We start from the raw sequence: 16,239 nt of genomic DNA, 5'->3' as shown, positions 1-16,239 counted from the left end.
CACTGTCATTGCTGTTCCTGCTTACATTGAATGAAATGATCCCCATTTTTTCTTTGTTACAATATGTACCTTTGCAAAAAGATGCTTATATTTGGCGTTCCAGAACGAAGAAGAACTTAAATTATATCATATGGTAGGAGTTAAAGTAAAAGATAACGAGAGTATTGACCGAGCAGTAAACCGCTTTAAAAAGCTGGTTGCCCGTTCACGCATTTTGAATGAATACAAAGATCGCCAGCAGTATACCAAGCCTTCAAAAGAACGTCGTGAAGCACTGAAGAAAAGCATTCGCGAACAGCGCCGTCGTCAGCGTCACCAGTACTAAGAATGTAATTCTATTTTGTATCAAAAGCCTTTTAGCTCTTGCTAAAGGGCTTTTCTATGGCATCCATAATATTGGAGGCCTTTAAAAGCTGCAGGCTGCATTCCCGCTCCGGACTACTGGCTTGCGGAATCAGGGCTTTACTGAAGCCCAGCTTCTCTATTTCACCCAAGCGCTGGTCTATCTTGTTCACCGCCCGTATTTCACCTCCCAGTCCCACTTCTCCCAAAAAGGCGATATCCCCATCTATACTTTTGTCAAGCAAGCTTGATATCAGCGCGCAAACCACCCCCAGGTCAGCAGCCGGATCGTTTATTTTCAACCCCCCCGCCACGTTTAGGTACACATCCTGGCCTGAAAACTGATATCCACCCCGCTTCTCCAGCACAGCCAGCAGGAGCGAGAGCCGGCGTTGGTCAAATCCATTGGCTGTACGCTGGGGCGTGCCGTAGTTGCTGGATGTTGTCAGTGCCTGCACCTCTACAAGCAGGGGCCGGGACCCTTCGATGGAACAGATTACGGCATTGCCGCTGACACTGCTGTCATAATCCGATAAAAACAGCTGTGAGGGATTCAGTACATCAACCAGTCCCGATTCCTTCATCTCGAAAACGCCCACCTCCTGGGCCGGTCCGAAACGGTTTTTCAGGCTTCGCAGCATACGATAGTTGTAATTTCCATCCCCCTCAAACTGGAGAACAGTATCGACCATATGCTCAAGCACACGGGGCCCCGCGATATTGCCATCCTTGGTAACATGCCCTATTACAAGAGTGGTGATATTCTGCTTCTTGGCCAGCTGCTGAAGCAGTGCTGCACACTCCTTAACCTGCTGAATACTGCCCGCCATACTGGTAAGTTCCGTCCGATACACCGTCTGTATGGAATCTACAATCAGCAGATCGGGAGCCAGCTTGCGGGCCTCTTTCAGTATATTACTAATATTGGTATCGGTATAGACATAGAAATTATCCGAAGATACACCCAGCCGTCGAGCCCGCTGCCTGATCTGCCCGGCCGACTCTTCCCCGGCACAGTACAAAACTTTCATTTCAGCATTGGCTTTGCCAATCTGAAGGGTCAGCGTACTCTTACCGATGCCGGGATCCCCCCCGACGAGAACAAAAGAACCCGAAACGAAACCTCCTCCAAGCACACGGTCCAGCTCCTGAATACGACTCATAAAGCGGTCTTCCGACCGTGACTCTATCTCTTCCAGCTTTTGGGGGGGCGGTGATTCTGCAATGCCATCGACTTTTCCTTTATGTTCTTTCTCGGAGGCTGACTTCCGTTCGACCTTGAATTCCTTGAAGGTGTGCCAGCTACCGCAATTCGGACAGTTTCCCAGCCACTTTGTTGACGTATGCCCGCATTCATCACAGACATATTGAATCCGATCTTTAGCCATAACTCCTATAATGATTTAGGTGAAGAAAGGTCACTTTCTACCGTCTCTTCGGGCAGGTTGTCAAAATTATCGATAACCGAACGGTTTACATACCAGGTCGTCGCCATCATTCCCAGCCCCACCGTGATGTAATAACTGATAATGCGCCAAGCAAATACCGCCAGTCCGATAAATGCCTTTCGCTCGATAAGCGGTCCCTGAAAGATGGCAAAGAGGCCCTCCACCCCCCCGCTTCCACCGGGCGTAGGCATAATCAGAAAGGCCAGATTCATAGCCAAACTGCGCAACAATGACAATATCGCATCAGCCGGCAGCAGGCTTAACACTACAATGGTTGGCAGGGCTATACGACAAAGCCAGGACATGGTGGAAAGAAAGAAAGTCTTCAACAGGAAACTTTTGGGCTTCTTTCGAAGCTCGTGCGAATATTCCACCAGGTTATCGGCTTCCTGCACCACTTTCGCTTTCCATTTCCGCAGAAGAGGCAGCCTGAACACAAAACTCACAACTTTCTTTATAGCATTGGGATTTTTCAACACTCCATAGGCCATCAACCCGGCATAACTCAAAAGACCAATGTATAATAGAATCATGGAAGCATGCCCAACCATACCGGTATTATCCGGAACGACCTCATAAAACAGGCCGGCCACAACCAGAATGGGTACAGCCAGGGCAAACCAGAGCTGATCCAGTAATACGCTGTACAGAATAATGGCAGTTGACTGTCCCAGCTTAAAGCCCTCCTTGGTAAGTGCGTAGGTGGCCATGGGAGCTCCTCCGATGGTAGACGGGGTAATGGATGAGGTGAAATCCCAGCTCAGCATGACCCGGAAAGAGGCCATCCAGCCCAGCTTCTTTTCTGAAAGATAACGGATTTTGGCAGCCACGAACCAAAGTCTCAGGAAGGAAATCACTACGGCAATAAGGATACCCGGCAAACGCTTGAGTTTTAAATGCTTGAGAACCCCGGGCGTATAAGTAAAATAGATGAGAAATCCCATGGTAGCTATACTCAGCGCTATCGAGATAAAAAGATATTTCTTTGAGAAATACTTTTTGGGATCTTCCTGTATTTGAGGGTCGCCTTTTGCCAATGAAAAAGATTTTAAAACTCACAATTCGTCGTGAAACCAACCGTCAAAAATAGCCATCATCAACTAATAATAGAAATGCTAATGACTGCTGCCTATCTCCACAGCCGTTTATAAAAAAGGCCTTACGGGATGCCCCGCAAGGCCATAATAAGAATTGTACCGGTGTTATGCGACAGTGATATCGTCATCCAGATAGACATCCTGGATAAAGTTCAGGATCTTGACCCCCTCTTTCAACGGACGCTGGAATGCTTTGCGTCCACTTATGAGTCCCATGCCGCCGGCTCGCTTATTGATGACAGCTGTACGCACCGCCTGAGCAAAGTCATTCTCCCCGGAAGAACCACCCGAGTTGATAAGTCCGGCTCGTCCCATGTAGCAGTTGGCCACCTGGTAACGAGTCAAATCAATGGGATGGTCCGTTGCCAGTTCATCATAAATATCTTCATCAAGCTTGCCATAGGCCGAATCACCCATATTCAACGCTTTGTACCCGCCATTGTTTGTCGGCTGCTTCTGCTTGATAATATCGGCTTGTATGGTCACGCCCAGATGATTGGCCTGCCCAGTGAGATCTGCCGAAGCATGGTAGTCTGTTCCGTCCACTTTGAAAGCCGAGTTCCGGGTATAGCACCAAAGGATAGTTGCAAGCCCCAGTTCATGCGCACGTTCAAATGCTCGTGCCACTTCCTGAATCTGACGGCTCGACTCCGGCGATCCAAAATAGATTGTTGCACCTACAGCAGCTGCACCCATCTCATAGGCCCGCTCAACCGACCCGAACATGATCTGGTCATAGGTGTTGGGATAGGTCATCAGCTCATTGTGGTTGATTTTTACAATGAAGGGAATTTTGTGGGCATATTTGCGTGCAACAGCCCCAAGCACCCCAAAAGTGGACGCAACACCGTTACAACCTCCTTCAATAGCCAGTTTAACAATATTTTCAGGATCAAAATAATCAGGATTCGGTGCAAAAGAAGCTCCGCCGGAGTGTTCCACTCCCTGATCGACCGGCAAAATAGAGAGATACCCCGTTCCTCCCAATCGACCATGATTCAGGAGAGCCTGCAAATTACGCAACACCCGAGGATTCCGATCGGAATGATACCATACATCATCCACGTAGGAAGCAGTGGGGAGATGAAGATTATCCTTTGGGATTGTTTCACATTCATGTGTCAGCAGATCTTCTGCCTGATCGCCTAACAGTTCTTCGATACTTTTGGATGCTAATGCCATGATCTCGTTTTCTAAGAGATTAGTTATGTTAATGATTAAAAGGGCTATTATAACAATTTTCGGAGTTCATATCATTAGTCAAAACAAGATTCTTTTCAATCGTTATTTTTGACTTTCCGGCGCTCCTTGTGCATAAATTTATACGGTAATCAGCAGAATCCTAAAAAAATTTACTACCAACCTTGCAGACGTGGGTATGCCCCAGTTCTTTGACCTCTGCAAATTCGCCGAGGGATCTATGACGAGCTGCGGTGTTGAATCCACATTTCGTCAAACCACCCGTAAAGCAAGGTGAGCACAATGCTCAAAACTCCACCAAACAAAACGGATCCCGCGACGACGTCCGGTCCCTCCCACATGAACGAAACGCCAATATAGAAAAGAATCCACAATACAATGAAAACCACGAGGCAACGGATAAAGAACGACATGACAGTTTACCTTTTGTTTAATTAACCGAAATAAATCGATAGACCCTAACTGGGAATTTCTTAAATCAGACCGTTATCTCCTTCTTCTCACGTTCAAACTCTTGTTTGAGGAAAGCGCCCGTGGCACTATGCTCATGCCCGGCTACTTTTTCAGGAGTCCCCTCTGCAATAATTTCTCCCCCTTCCTTGCCTCCTTCAGGGCCCAAATCAATAATCCAGTCTGCAGCCTTGATGAGGTCCAGGTTGTGTTCGATGACAATCACCGTATTTCCCTTGTCTACCAGCTGCTGGATCACATCAACAAGCATGCGTACATCCTGGAAGTGAAGCCCTGTCGTCGGTTCGTCCATAATATACAGCGTATCCCCGGTCCCCACTTTCGCCAGCTCACGGGCCAGTTTGATACGCTGCGCTTCACCGCCCGACAGGGTGGTGCTCGGCTGGCCCAACCGGAGATATCCAAGTCCCACATCAACGAGAGTACCCAAAATACGGTTGATAGCCGGGACGGAATCAAAAAAGTCATGGGCATCCTGTATCGACATATTCAGGACATCGGCAATATTTTTCCCTTTGTAATAGATTTCCAGCGTCTCCCGGTTGTACCGCCTGCCGTTGCAGGTTTCACAGTCCACGTAGACATCGGGCAGAAAATTCATTTCTATCTTGCGAACCCCGTCGCCGTTGCAGGCCTCGCAACGGCCTCCTTTTACATTAAAGGAGAAACGCCCCTGGTCATAGCCCCTGATCTTTGATTCGGGCAGCTGTGCAAAAAGCTTGCGAATATGATCAAATACCTTGGTATAGGTTCCCGGGTTGGAACGCGGGGTGCGGCCAATCGGACTTTGGTCTACAGAAATTATTTTATCCAGGTTTTCAATGCCATGGACCTCATCATAGGGCAGCGGGACCGACTTCGAATTATAGAATTCGGTCGAGAGTATTGGTTCCAGTGTCTGATTGATGAGTGAACTTTTTCCACTTCCGCTTACCCCTGTTACACAAATAAACTTGCCAAGGGGGATCTCCACATCCACCTGCTTGAGGTTATGTCCGCGGCCCCCCTCCAGGCGCACAGCGTCTCCACTGCCCTTGCGCCGCTTTTCCGGGTAGGGCACAGTCTCTTCATCCTTGAGAAACTTAGCCGTCATGGAGCTGGGATTCAGCTCGTCCGGGGCCCCTTCTGTTACAATCTCCCCCCCGTACTCTCCCGCACCCGGTCCAAGATCAAGTACATAGTCGGCCTGCTCGATGGTCTCCCGGTCGTGCTCAACTACAATCACGCTGTTCCCGAGATCACGAAGCGTCTCCAGCGAACGGATCAGCTTGATATTATCCCGCTGATGCAGCCCGATGCTGGGCTCATCAAGTATATAAAGCACCCCCACCAGCTGGGTGCCAATCTGGGTGGCCAGCCGGATGCGCTGAGCCTCGCCGCCGCTGAGTGTCTGTGCTTCCCGGTCGAGCGTTAGATAATTGAGCCCTACATTCAGTAGAAAGTCCACCCGGTCGCGTACCTCTTTCAGAACCTGGCTTCCGATTTTCTGCTGCCGCTTGTCTAAATCCAGGCTGTTGATCGTGGCGCGCAAGGTCTTAATATCCATCTTCACCAGCTCATCGATGGAATAACCGTCGATCTTGTAAGACAGTGATTCCCTGTTCAGTCGCCCCCCTCCGCAGTCGGGACACTGAATCTTGCTCATATACGCTTTTGCCTTGTCGCGTTTCTTGCTCGACTTGCTCTCCCTGTACTGCTCGCGTATCATGTTGCGCAGCCCCTTGAAGGAATGCTTGTAGGTTACATTATCTTTTCGGAAGTCATAGCTGACGTCGTACTTGGTATCCCCGCCCCCCTCGAAAAGCAGTTCAATCGCTTCTTCCGGAAACTCTTTGAGGGGAGTCTCAAAATCCAGGTCAAAAGTTTTCAGTACGGCTTTCAGTTGCTTGAAGGCAAAAATATCTCGGGGCTTGCCCAGAAAGCGGATGGCTCCCTCTTCAATGGTCTGTTCTTCGTTGGGAATAACAAGGCTGCGGTCCACATCATAGGTATAGCCCAGCCCGTCACAGTTTTGACAGGCCCCATAGGGAGAGTTAAAAGAGAACATATTTGGAGCGGGATCTTCGTAGGCGAGTCCGCTCTCAGGATCAAACAGATTCTGGGAATACAGGTGATCCTCAAAACCGCCCTCTTCATTCGGCACGGATAGCACCACATTGCCCTCGGCCATTTCAAGGGCCAGGCGCACACTCTCGGCAATCCGCTGTTCGCTTTTTTCATTGATGACAAAACGGTCAACCACAACTTCAATATTATGTGTTTTATAGCGATCGACTTTCATATCCTCTTGCAGGTCCATCAGTTCTCCATCCACACGCACCTGGACGAATCCCTGTTTCATGGTCTGTTCAAAGAGCTCGCGGTAGTGGCCCTTTCGCCCGCGTACCACCGGAGCCAGGCAGTAGGCTTTGGTTCCGGTGGGCATGTCCATGATCGTAGAAATCACCTGATCGGAGGTCTGCTTGGCCATCCGGTTGCCCGTCTTCCAGGAATAGGGCACCCCGATACGGGCATAGAGCAACCGAAGGAAATCATAGATCTCTGTGACCGTGCCCACCGTGGAGCGCGGGTTTCGGTTTGTTGTCTTCTGGTCAATGGAAATTACCGGGGAGAGCCCGTCTATAAAATCAACCTCCGGGCGCTCCATCATACCCAGGAACTGGCGGGCATAGGCCGAAAGGGACTCCAAAAACCGTCGCTGCCCTTCCGCATAGATCGTATCAAAGGCAAGAGAAGATTTACCCGAGCCGGATATCCCAGTCACAACGACCAGCTTTTCCCGTGGTATATTGACATCAATGTTTTTTAAATTATGTTCGCGTGCACCGCGAATAACTATATTTTCTCGCAAAGGTAGTGCTGCTTTTGGGTTCGATTAAACTTTAAAAGATACAGATAATACGTATCTTTTGTAGCCCTAAATTCCTACAGAATCAGTCGTTGACTTCACTGTCACATAACCGAAATTTTCTTCTATTCATTCAGCTGCATGAAGCAATCTTCAATCGACCTGGTCCAGCTTTTCAAATTCAGCTTCAACCAGTACAAACAATACGCCTCTTTTGTCATCGGCATCACAATTACCTACTACGTACTGGCCATTATACCCCAGGTCTATTTCATGATCTATTCGCCGGAGAACCCTACCCTGAAAACCCAGGTCCTATCGGCTGTGCTGACGGTTCTTCAGCTTTTCCTGAGCCTCGGATTTATTAAAATAATGCTCTTGCTGATCGATGACGAGTTTGTGACGGTCAGTGATATGTTTAACAACTTCCCGCAGTTCCTTTCTTATTTTATAGCCTATTTCCTCTACTTGATCTCAGTGCTTGTGGGGCTGGCCCTCTTCGTACTGCCCGGAATTTTTATCGCAATTCGGTTTCAATTCTATCCCTACTTCATACTGGAGGGGACTTCCTCTTCCATCAGCGCTCTGCAGCAAAGCTACTATAAAACGGAGGGGCTTACCCTTGAGCTCCTGCTGTTTGGCATCACCGTGATTATACTGAATATCCTGGGCGCCCTGTTTTTTGGCATAGGTATTATTTTTACCTATCCACTCACAACCATGGCCACAGCCGTTATTTATAAAAGTCTGATTGCCGGTACAGCGGCCATTCCTTCCGGCTCCTACCGGGAACAAATAGGATAGGATCACAGTATCAGCAGGTGTTTGACTATCATATTCACCCAAGCACCTGTTCAAGTATTCATGAAAGCTACTGTTCGAAGCCTTTTCCTCATCACTGCCATAGGCCTGATATGGACTTCCTGCAAACTGATTGAATCATCCAGTACCGAACATACACGCACGGCGAAACAGCTGTATCCCTTCGTTGAAAACCAGAAAGTCGGGTTCATGGACCAGAATTTAATCCAGCGCATAGCACCACGGTTTCAGCTTCGCACCAGCGACAGGGAAGCCTGGCCCTACTCCTTCTCCGAGGGTCTGGCTGTGGTCTATCGATCGGGAGCGGCCGGCTATATCAACCCGGAAGGGGAACTCGTCATTTCCCCGCGATTTGAGGAGGCCTACGCTTTTGAAAATGGACGGGGCCTTGTAAAAAGCAACGGGCGGTACGGATATATCGACACCTCCGGGGAATTTGTAATCAGGCCTACCTTTCACCGCGCCCGAAGCTTTCAAGACGGGCGGGCTGCCGTTCAGCAGAACCGCGACAGCGGCTGGGGGTTCATCGATACCGACGGCAACTTCGTTATCGAACCCCGATTTATCGCTGCTGAAAACTTTTCAGACGGACTGGCCCTGGTCCAAACAGCGGACCACAGAGAATGGGGCTATATCGATCGTTCAGGTACCTTTGTGATTGACCCCCAGTACCGGGAAGCCAAGTCATTTTCCGAAGGGTTGGCCCCCGTGCAACTGGGCTTCAGACAGTGGGGATATATTGACACCAGCGGTGAGATTGCAATCCCCTCAAAATTTCTGGAAGCCGACCCATTTTCTGAAGAGCTTGCGGTTGTTGCCATGCCGGAAAGCAACAACAACCTGAATCAAAAAAAGTATGGCTATATCAACCGGGACGGACGGTTTATTATTCTGCCTTCGTATGACCAGGCTTATGCTTTTCACAACGGCAGGGGCAGAATCCGCGAACACGGGCACATGGGCTTTGTAAATCGGCGGGGACAGATGGTGGTTGATCCGGTCTATGATCGCACCTGGGATTACACCGACGGCTTCGCACTGGTCATGCTCGACAGCAAATATGGCTATATCAATAAAGAAGGCATTTTCGTACTGGAACCGATCAACTGACATTAACCGCACAACAGCTCCTGATAAAGACAGTTCGGAATTGCTCCCTCAATGAATTTTCTGTATTTTCATAAATTCATAAAATTATATTATTGATATAAACCAAGCATGTTTTCCAAAAAATCCGCAGCTCCTGAAGTGGCAAACCCAAAGAACTGGTCCCCAACCTCGTGGAAAGAATACCCCATCAAACAGCTTCCCACCTATCCGGATGAGGCTGAACTTGAACGGGTATACCAGGAGCTAAAAAATAATCCTCCCCTCATCACCTCCTGGGAGGTCAAAGCACTCAAAGAAAAACTGGCTGATGTATCAGCCGGAAAAGCCTTTTTGCTGCAGGGAGGCGATTGTGCCGAGAGTTTTGCCGGCTGTGAATCGCCCAAGATCGTCAATCTGCTGAAGGTGCTGCTCCAGATGAGTTTCATACTCATTCACGAGATGGAAACACCCATTATTCGTGTCGGACGCATTGCCGGCCAGTATGCCAAGCCGCGCTCGCGTGATTTTGAGATGGTTGACGGCGAGAAGATACACAATTACCGCGGGGACCTGATCAACAGTATCAATCCGACGCGTGAAGACCGCGTACCCGATCCGCAGCGGCTGCTCACAGGATACAACAAGGCGGCCATGACCCTTAATTTCCTGAGGGCCCTCGCCGACGAGGGATTTGCCGATTTACACCACCCCGAGTACTGGGAGTTGGATTTCATGCGTGAAAATGAATATTACAAGGAGTACGAAGAAATGGTCAACTCCATTCAGAAAGCGGTCAGCTTTATGGAGACCATCACCCCCAATTCCTTCAATACCGTTCAGAAGGTCAATGTTTACACCTCCCATGAGAGCCTGAACCTGCACTACGACTCGGCACAGACCCGAAAAGTGCCCCGCCGCGACGGCTGGTACAACCTGAGTGCCCACATGGTCTGGTTGGGTAACCGCACGCGCGATCTCGACGGGGCTCACGTAGAGTACCTGCGGGGAATCCGCAACCCCATCGGGATAAAGCTCGGTCCAAACTATGATCTTGATCACACCCTGAAGCTGATCAACCGGCTGAACCCCATTCACGAACAGGGCAAAATTGTACTTATCAGCCGATTCGGAAAAGACGAAGTTGAAGAGGGCCTGCCCGAACTGATCCGCAATATTAAACATGAGGGTATGCCGGTGGTCTGGAGCTGCGACCCCATGCACGGAAACACCTTTGCAACCGATGATAACATCAAGACCCGCAATTTTGATGATATCGTTTCCGAAATACGCAAGACTTTTGCGATCCACCGCGATCAGGGCAGTTATCTGGGTGGTGTTCATCTGGAGCTTACCGGCGATAACGTCACGGAATGCGTAGGCGGAGCAAAAGGGCTCCATGAAGGCGAACTCCATCACAATTATGAAACCTACTGTGATCCGCGCCTGAATTACCAGCAGAGTCTTGAGATGGCTTTCCTGGTAGCCAAAGAATGGAAAAAAAGCTATGCCTAGTTAATCGTTAATGGTTATTAGTTGTTTCAATTTACTCAAATCACCAATACACTAATAACCATTAACCAGCTTCCTGTCACAAAAACAGGCCTCACTGCCGCTTTGTCTAACCGGGCGTGACAACTTTACCTTCCTTCCCGAACCTTCTGAAAAAAACGCAGGCCGCCGCTGGCTGAATGTCAGTCTTCCCGAGCCTGCAGGCCCTTGGCACAGGTATTGCTCTTCTAATAGTGAGTTTGATGAAACCAACTAATGTAGAAAAAACCTCGTGGAGGTAATCACTATGACACTTATGCGATATAACCGACCGGAAAGCAACTTAATGTCGAAACGGTTCTCGGACATTATGGATGAGTTTTTTAACGATGCGGTAAATGCACGCCGTGACAAATTTATGCCCAGCATTGATATTTCAGAAACAGAAACCAAATTCCATATTTCTGTGGAACTGCCGGGCATGAAAAAAGACGATATCAACATCAACCTTGAAAACAGCCGTCTAACCATCAGTGGTGAACGGCGTTTCCAGGACAAGGAGGATGGCAAAACGTACCACCGTGTGGAAACGCGATACGGTTCTTTCAACCGTTCTTTCCAATTGCCCGACAATGTTGATGAAGAAAGCATAGAAGCATCCTATGAAGACGGCCTGCTGAACATCAGCATCGATAAAAGTGAAGACAAGGTTAAGAAACAGATTAAGATTAGCTAACGTAGTAATTGACTTATACTATCCCTAAGACGGAAGCTCCTGTGAAAGGGGGTTTCCGTTTTCATTTCAAATAAAAGTCGCAAAACTGTACAATAATCATCGACTGCAAACGGTTTTATGAACTATCAGAACTTAATTAAATGCTAGTAATCTTGACTTAAACGGATTTTGATATGAAAAATGTACGTTCTTACCTGTTTTTGGCTTTGGTAGCGGTACTGCTCTTGGGATTTTATACCATCGATTTTGAATCAGAACAGGCATCTGTATTTGCAATGCCTGATTTTAATCCAACTACGGATGTTCAGGATTCTGGACAGCAGACAGCTCCATCGCTGAAGGATTTTAATGATGCCATTGTTAATATTGCCGATCAAACCAATCCGACGGTCGTCACTGTTACCGTTACACAAACGGTTCAGGCCCGCCAAAATCCGCTGGCGCGCTTTTTTGGCGATCCGCAGGCTGAGCCGGAGGAATATCAGCGCCAGGGCCTTGGGTCGGGTGTAATCGTATCCAGGGACGGCTATATTCTTACCAATCATCATGTCGTTGAAGATGCCGATGAGGTGGAGGTAAAGCTATACAATGACAAGCGATATAATGCAAAAGTTGTCGGTACGGACCCGCAAACTGACATCGCCGTTCTTAAAGTGGATGCCCCCGATCTGAATGTCATCAAGCTGGGCAACAGTGAGAAGCTGCGCGTAGGGGAAATGGTCCTTGCGATTGGAAGTCCTCTCCAGCTTGAGCTGGGGCATTCGGTCTCCATGGGTATCGTCTCTGCCAAAGACCGTTCTATCGGAATCCTGCGTCAACAGGCCGGCTATGAAAAATTCATTCAGACGGACGCCGCCATTAACCCGGGAAACTCGGGGGGAGCCCTGGTAAATATGGATGGCGAACTGGTCGGTATCAACTCCGCCATTGCGTCCCGCTCGGGAGGTAATGACGGTATTGGCTTCGCCGTGCCCATTAATATTGCCAAAAGCGTCATGGAGTCCATTATCGAGCACGGACGCGTTGTCCGCGGCTACCTGGGTATTTCCATGGGGGGTGAAGTTGATGCTACCATGGCCCGCGCCCTGGATCTTGACAAGGACTATGGTGTTATTATTGGAAGTGTGGAAAAAGACGGTCCTGCCGGGGAGGCTGGTCTGCGCAAAGGAGATGTGATCCAGACGCTGAACGGCGAACCCGTCAAAAGCTGGGATTCTTTCCGAACGGCTATTGGTACGTCATCGCCGGGCACGGAGATTGACCTGACAATTAACCGTGATGGAGAAATGCAGGAGGTTACTGTCACGCTTGGCGAACAGCCCGAAGAGATGGCGGTAAATCAGGGACGCACGGAAGAATCCGAGTCGATGGATAAAGAGCTGGGCTTTATTGTACGCAACCTTACGCCCGAAATAGCCCGGCAGCTGCGGGTTGAGCCGGGTCTTGAAGGCGTCGTGGTGACAGAGATAACACGCGGAAGCTCTGCACAGCGGCAGGGACTCCGGCGCGGAGATGTAATCACGGGCATTAACCGGCAAGGCGTCGGTAATGTACGGGAATTCCGCGAAGCCATGCGGGCGGCCTCCGAAAGTGAAGAGAAGGTGGCTCTGCTGGATATCAACCGACAAGGCAACAGCCAGTATATCGCCATTGAGCTCTAATTTGCTCCTAAACCATTCTCAACCACTGTTAAAAGAAAAGCCTCTCCGAGCTAATCGGGGAGGCTTTTTTTATGACAAGCTGACGAAATAGATGCCTATATTTGACAAATCGTTAGTTTTGATACTATGGCACTTTATTTGCTGTATACCATATAGCGAATGATATGATTTAGGATGAGCATGTAATTCGAACAATGGAATACAAAAACTATTACGACATACTGGGTGTTTCCAGGAAAGCTTCTCAGGATGAGATCAAGAAAGCTTACCGTAAAAAGGCGGCAAAATATCACCCTGACAAGAACCCCGATGACTCCTCTGCTGAGGAAAAGTTTAAAGAGGTAGGGGAGGCTTATGAAGTCTTGAGTGATCCCGAGAAGCGCGAGCTTTACGACAAAGTGGGCAAAGACTGGAAAAAATATCAGCGGGCCGGCGGGAACGGCGGGGGGTTCGACTGGTCTCAGTATGCCCGGCAACAACAGGGACAGGGCTTCGGTGGTCAACAGTCTTATCGCGTTAACATGGATGATATTTTCGGTGGCCGAGCCTCCTCCGGGCAGGGAAGCGGCAGTCCATTTTCCAGTTTTTTTGAAACACTCTTCGGAGGCGGTGGCAGTCCCTTCGGACAGGCCCAGGGCCAGCAGAGCCGAACGTACCGCTCCCCCAACCGCCAACAACAGAAAACTCGACAGGATATAAAGGCTGAGGTTACCATTTCGCTGCAGGAAGCCTACAAGGGGACCTCCCGGACGCTGCGCGTGGGCAGCGAAAAGATGAGAGTCAAAATTCCCGCCGGCATCAGTGACGGGCAGCGCCTCAAACTCAAAGGCAAGGGAGCCTCGCAGGCACGGGGTGGGGCACGCGGCAATCTTTACCTGACGGTCCGCATATCAATGCCCGAAGGCTATGAGCGCAAAGGTGACAACCTCTACATCGATCACCCGATCGATTTGTTTACAGCGGTCCTGGGCGGCGAAACTGTTGTTCAGACATTGGACGGAAAAGCAAAGATTAAAATCCCCGCCGGTACCTCGGGAGGCAAGCAGTTCCGCCTGGGGGGACTGGGTATGCCTAAATTCAAATCTCCTTCTAAAAAGGGCGACCTGCTGGTGCGCATACAGGTACAAGTGCCCGAAAAGTTAACGGCCGAAGAGAAAAAACTCTTCAAGAAACTGGCTGGCAGAAACAGTTCAGGCTGACGTCCTCCAGTCCCTGAGGTTTACATAGATCGAAATGCACAGGGCCAGCACGAAGCAGCCGGCAGTGACCGCATCCACCAATCCAGCAGCAACCTCATAGCCGGTAAATTCCTGAATCAGGAACTGGATATACGAATGGGACATCCTGGTGTACCCCAGCTTCCGGCGCACCAGCCAGTGCCAGTGGGTGCACGGACAGTATCCGAAACCGTACCAGATGCCCAGTACTGTCCATGAAAAAGCCGTTGCCAGCAATGTGGCAAGATTCCAGCGCCGGGTCCTCTTCCAAATCCATCCCAGAAGATTGAAGACGATAAGGAGGGAGTGAAAGATCAGAAAAAAAATATTCAGCAATTCATAAAAAACCACCGGTCACATCACTTGTTAAATATTGAAAAGGACATATCTTTCTACTCGAAATGTAGAGATATTTCACCAGTCTGAAAATTTTGATAAAATCAATTTAGCACATGATCACTTCACTACTGCTCACCTTTTTGCTAACGCTTACGACTGTTTCACCGGTTTCAGATCAGCAGAAATGGGGGAAAAATGGCCACCGTATCGTTGGAGAAATTGCCGCTGACTATTTGAGCGAGGAAGCCAGGCAGAGAGTACATGAACTGCTGGGCCCCGAATCAATAGCTATCGCCAGCACCTGGATGGATAAAATCCGGTCCGATACCAGCTATGATTATACCAGCGACTGGCACTGGGTAACCATCCCGGATGGCATGACCTATGAAGAAACAGAGAAAAACCCCGACGGGGATCTTATACAGGCACTCCGATCCATCATTGAAGAACTTAAAACAGGAGAGCTGCCGGGCGCTGAAGAAAAAGAAAAGTTGAAAATGCTTATTCATCTTGTCGGAGATCTTCACCAGCCAATGCATGTGGGAACCGGCAACGACCGGGGCGGCAACGATACCCGGGTCGAATGGTTCTATGAACCTTCCAACCTTCACCGTGTATGGGATTCCGGGATGATTGATGAAACGAAGCTAAGCTATACCGAATTCACGGCTGCCATCAATCATCCTACGGCCCAACAGATTGACCGGTGGCAACAAGGAACCATAACAGACTGGGCCCATGAAGTCATGGAGCTCAGGAACAAGGCCTATGCCTTGCCGGACGACCGCCAGATCGGCTACCGGTACATGTATGTACATCGACAACCCCTTGACCGCCAGCTGCTCAAGGGAGGTATCCGGCTGGCTGCTGTGCTCAATGAGATTTACGGATAGACCCTACCGGCAAATCCACCGGTCCTATCAGCCCAGGACCTGTTTCATTGCCTCTTCATGTACTTGTATTGCGTCTTCGCCCCACAGCACAAAACGAATCAGCCGCACTGATTTAAGTCGCGGTATTTCTCTTTTAACGGTCTTAAAGGCCACTTTGGCAGCCTCCCGGGGCGGGTATCCAAAAGCTCCAGTGGATATGGCGGGGAAAGCAACGCGCTCTATCTTGTTTTCCTCGGCCAGCTGCAGCGCATTTTTATAACAAAAAGCCAGGAGCTTGTCTTCCGGCTTGTCTCGCCCGTAGACCGGCCCCAGGCAGTGAATAATGTAATTATTCGGCAGGTTGTGTCCGCCTGAGATAACCGCTTCTCCCGGTTTGATGGGTGCCATTGATCGCGTTTCCTCAGCCAATGACGGACCGGCCGCCCGATGTATGGCTCCAGCTACGCCCCCGCCCGTTCGCAACTGGGCATTGGCTGCATTTACTACCGCCTCAATATCATCCTGTTGAGCAATATCTCCTCTTTTGAGTTCAATGGTCACATCCTCGATCGTTATTTTTCTCATAATTATTTTGTCTAATGCCCGGTT

14 protein-coding genes are annotated in these 16,239 nt (G+C 49.4%); 8 read left to right on the top strand and 6 right to left on the bottom strand.

Annotated features, from left to right (window positions below; all coding sequences use genetic code 11):
• The first annotated feature begins 91 nt into the window (after nt 1-91).
• Nucleotides 92-325, top strand: a complete 234-nt coding sequence (gene rpsU, locus FN808_RS07235) for a 30S ribosomal protein S21 (RefSeq protein ID WP_246068298.1) — start codon at nt 92-94, stop codon at nt 323-325.
• 31 nt (nt 326-356) lie between these two features.
• Here rpsU and radA read toward each other — a convergent pair whose 3' ends face one another.
• From radA to uvrA, 4 genes are all read right to left on the bottom strand, one after another.
• Nucleotides 357-1,730, bottom strand: a complete 1,374-nt coding sequence (radA, locus tag FN808_RS07230) for a DNA repair protein RadA (protein ID WP_142713891.1) — start codon at nt 1,728-1,730, stop codon at nt 357-359.
• Nucleotides 1,731-1,735: 5 nt separating this feature from the next.
• Nucleotides 1,736-2,827, bottom strand: a complete 1,092-nt coding sequence (locus FN808_RS07225; RefSeq protein ID WP_246068297.1) for a lysylphosphatidylglycerol synthase transmembrane domain-containing protein — start codon at nt 2,825-2,827, stop codon at nt 1,736-1,738.
• Nucleotides 2,828-2,992: 165 nt separating this feature from the next.
• Nucleotides 2,993-4,069: a class I fructose-bisphosphate aldolase gene (locus tag FN808_RS07220; protein WP_142713890.1), complete on the bottom strand. Its 1,077-nt coding sequence runs from the start codon at nt 4,067-4,069 to the stop codon at nt 2,993-2,995.
• Between the two features lie 496 nt (nt 4,070-4,565).
• Nucleotides 4,566-7,409, bottom strand: coding sequence for an excinuclease ABC subunit UvrA (gene uvrA / locus FN808_RS07215; RefSeq protein ID WP_142713889.1), 2,844 nt, complete (start codon nt 7,407-7,409; stop codon nt 4,566-4,568).
• A gap of 138 nt (nt 7,410-7,547) precedes the next feature.
• On the opposite strand from uvrA, the gene FN808_RS07210 reads away from it, so the two are divergent.
• The 6 genes from FN808_RS07210 to FN808_RS07185 all read left to right on the top strand — a co-directional run bounded on the left by FN808_RS07210 (nt 7,548) and on the right by FN808_RS07185 (nt 14,401).
• The gene (locus FN808_RS07210; RefSeq protein ID WP_142713888.1) at nt 7,548-8,210 is read left to right on the top strand and encodes a hypothetical protein; all 663 of its coding nucleotides are present in this window, start codon (nt 7,548-7,550) and stop codon (nt 8,208-8,210) included.
• Between the two features lie 60 nt (nt 8,211-8,270).
• The gene (locus FN808_RS07205; protein WP_142713887.1) at nt 8,271-9,338 is read left to right on the top strand and encodes a WG repeat-containing protein; all 1,068 of its coding nucleotides are present in this window, start codon (nt 8,271-8,273) and stop codon (nt 9,336-9,338) included.
• A gap of 108 nt (nt 9,339-9,446) precedes the next feature.
• The gene (locus FN808_RS07200; protein ID WP_142713886.1) at nt 9,447-10,829 is read left to right on the top strand and encodes a class II 3-deoxy-7-phosphoheptulonate synthase; all 1,383 of its coding nucleotides are present in this window, start codon (nt 9,447-9,449) and stop codon (nt 10,827-10,829) included.
• Nucleotides 10,830-11,121: 292 nt separating this feature from the next.
• Nucleotides 11,122-11,541 carry an Hsp20/alpha crystallin family protein gene (locus FN808_RS07195; RefSeq protein ID WP_246068296.1) on the top strand — a complete coding sequence of 140 codons (420 nt, stop codon included), beginning with the start codon at nt 11,122-11,124 and terminating at the stop codon, nt 11,539-11,541.
• Between the two features lie 173 nt (nt 11,542-11,714).
• On the top strand, nt 11,715-13,202 hold the full coding sequence (locus FN808_RS07190; RefSeq protein WP_142713884.1) for a Do family serine endopeptidase: 1,488 nt from the start codon (nt 11,715-11,717) through the stop codon (nt 13,200-13,202).
• 194 nt (nt 13,203-13,396) lie between these two features.
• Nucleotides 13,397-14,401 carry a DnaJ C-terminal domain-containing protein gene (locus tag FN808_RS07185; protein WP_142713883.1) on the top strand — a complete coding sequence of 335 codons (1,005 nt, stop codon included), beginning with the start codon at nt 13,397-13,399 and terminating at the stop codon, nt 14,399-14,401.
• Here the strand turns inward: FN808_RS07185 and FN808_RS07180 are convergent.
• Complete coding sequence (locus FN808_RS07180; RefSeq protein ID WP_142713882.1) at nt 14,393-14,770, bottom strand: DUF2784 domain-containing protein; 378 nt, start codon at nt 14,768-14,770, stop codon at nt 14,393-14,395. The two genes, FN808_RS07185 and FN808_RS07180, sit on opposite strands and share 9 nt — an antisense overlap.
• A 101-nt stretch (nt 14,771-14,871) precedes the next feature.
• Here FN808_RS07180 and FN808_RS07175 point away from each other — a divergent pair, with 101 nt between their 5' ends.
• Nucleotides 14,872-15,651: a S1/P1 nuclease gene (locus FN808_RS07175; RefSeq protein ID WP_142713881.1), complete on the top strand. Its 780-nt coding sequence runs from the start codon at nt 14,872-14,874 to the stop codon at nt 15,649-15,651.
• A gap of 27 nt (nt 15,652-15,678) precedes the next feature.
• Here FN808_RS07175 and FN808_RS07170 read toward each other — a convergent pair whose 3' ends face one another.
• Nucleotides 15,679-16,215, bottom strand: coding sequence for a macro domain-containing protein (locus FN808_RS07170; RefSeq protein WP_142713880.1), 537 nt, complete (start codon nt 16,213-16,215; stop codon nt 15,679-15,681).
• Nucleotides 16,216-16,239: the final 24 nt, after the last annotated feature.

Origin of the sequence: Fodinibius sediminis (genome assembly GCF_900182555.1) — a bacterium.
Lineage (GTDB): Bacteria > Bacteroidota > Rhodothermia > Balneolales > Balneolaceae > Fodinibius > Fodinibius sediminis.
This window is presented reverse-complemented; position numbering and strand designations above follow the sequence as displayed.

Coding starts and splice junctions, on each gene's coding strand:
- FN808_RS07220 (WP_142713890.1), bottom strand. CDS start 4,069: ATGGCATTAGCATCCAAAAGTATCGAAGAACTGTTAGGCGATCAGGCA.
- radA (WP_142713891.1), bottom strand. CDS start 1,730: ATGGCTAAAGATCGGATTCAATATGTCTGTGATGAATGCGGGCATACG.
- FN808_RS07175 (WP_142713881.1), top strand. CDS start 14,872: ATGATCACTTCACTACTGCTCACCTTTTTGCTAACGCTTACGACTGTT.
- FN808_RS07205 (WP_142713887.1), top strand. CDS start 8,271: ATGAAAGCTACTGTTCGAAGCCTTTTCCTCATCACTGCCATAGGCCTG.
- FN808_RS07195 (WP_246068296.1), top strand. CDS start 11,122: ATGCGATATAACCGACCGGAAAGCAACTTAATGTCGAAACGGTTCTCG.
- FN808_RS07170 (WP_142713880.1), bottom strand. CDS start 16,215: ATGAGAAAAATAACGATCGAGGATGTGACCATTGAACTCAAAAGAGGA.
- FN808_RS07185 (WP_142713883.1), top strand. CDS start 13,397: ATGGAATACAAAAACTATTACGACATACTGGGTGTTTCCAGGAAAGCT.
- FN808_RS07210 (WP_142713888.1), top strand. CDS start 7,548: ATGAAGCAATCTTCAATCGACCTGGTCCAGCTTTTCAAATTCAGCTTC.
- FN808_RS07200 (WP_142713886.1), top strand. CDS start 9,447: ATGTTTTCCAAAAAATCCGCAGCTCCTGAAGTGGCAAACCCAAAGAAC.
- FN808_RS07190 (WP_142713884.1), top strand. CDS start 11,715: ATGAAAAATGTACGTTCTTACCTGTTTTTGGCTTTGGTAGCGGTACTG.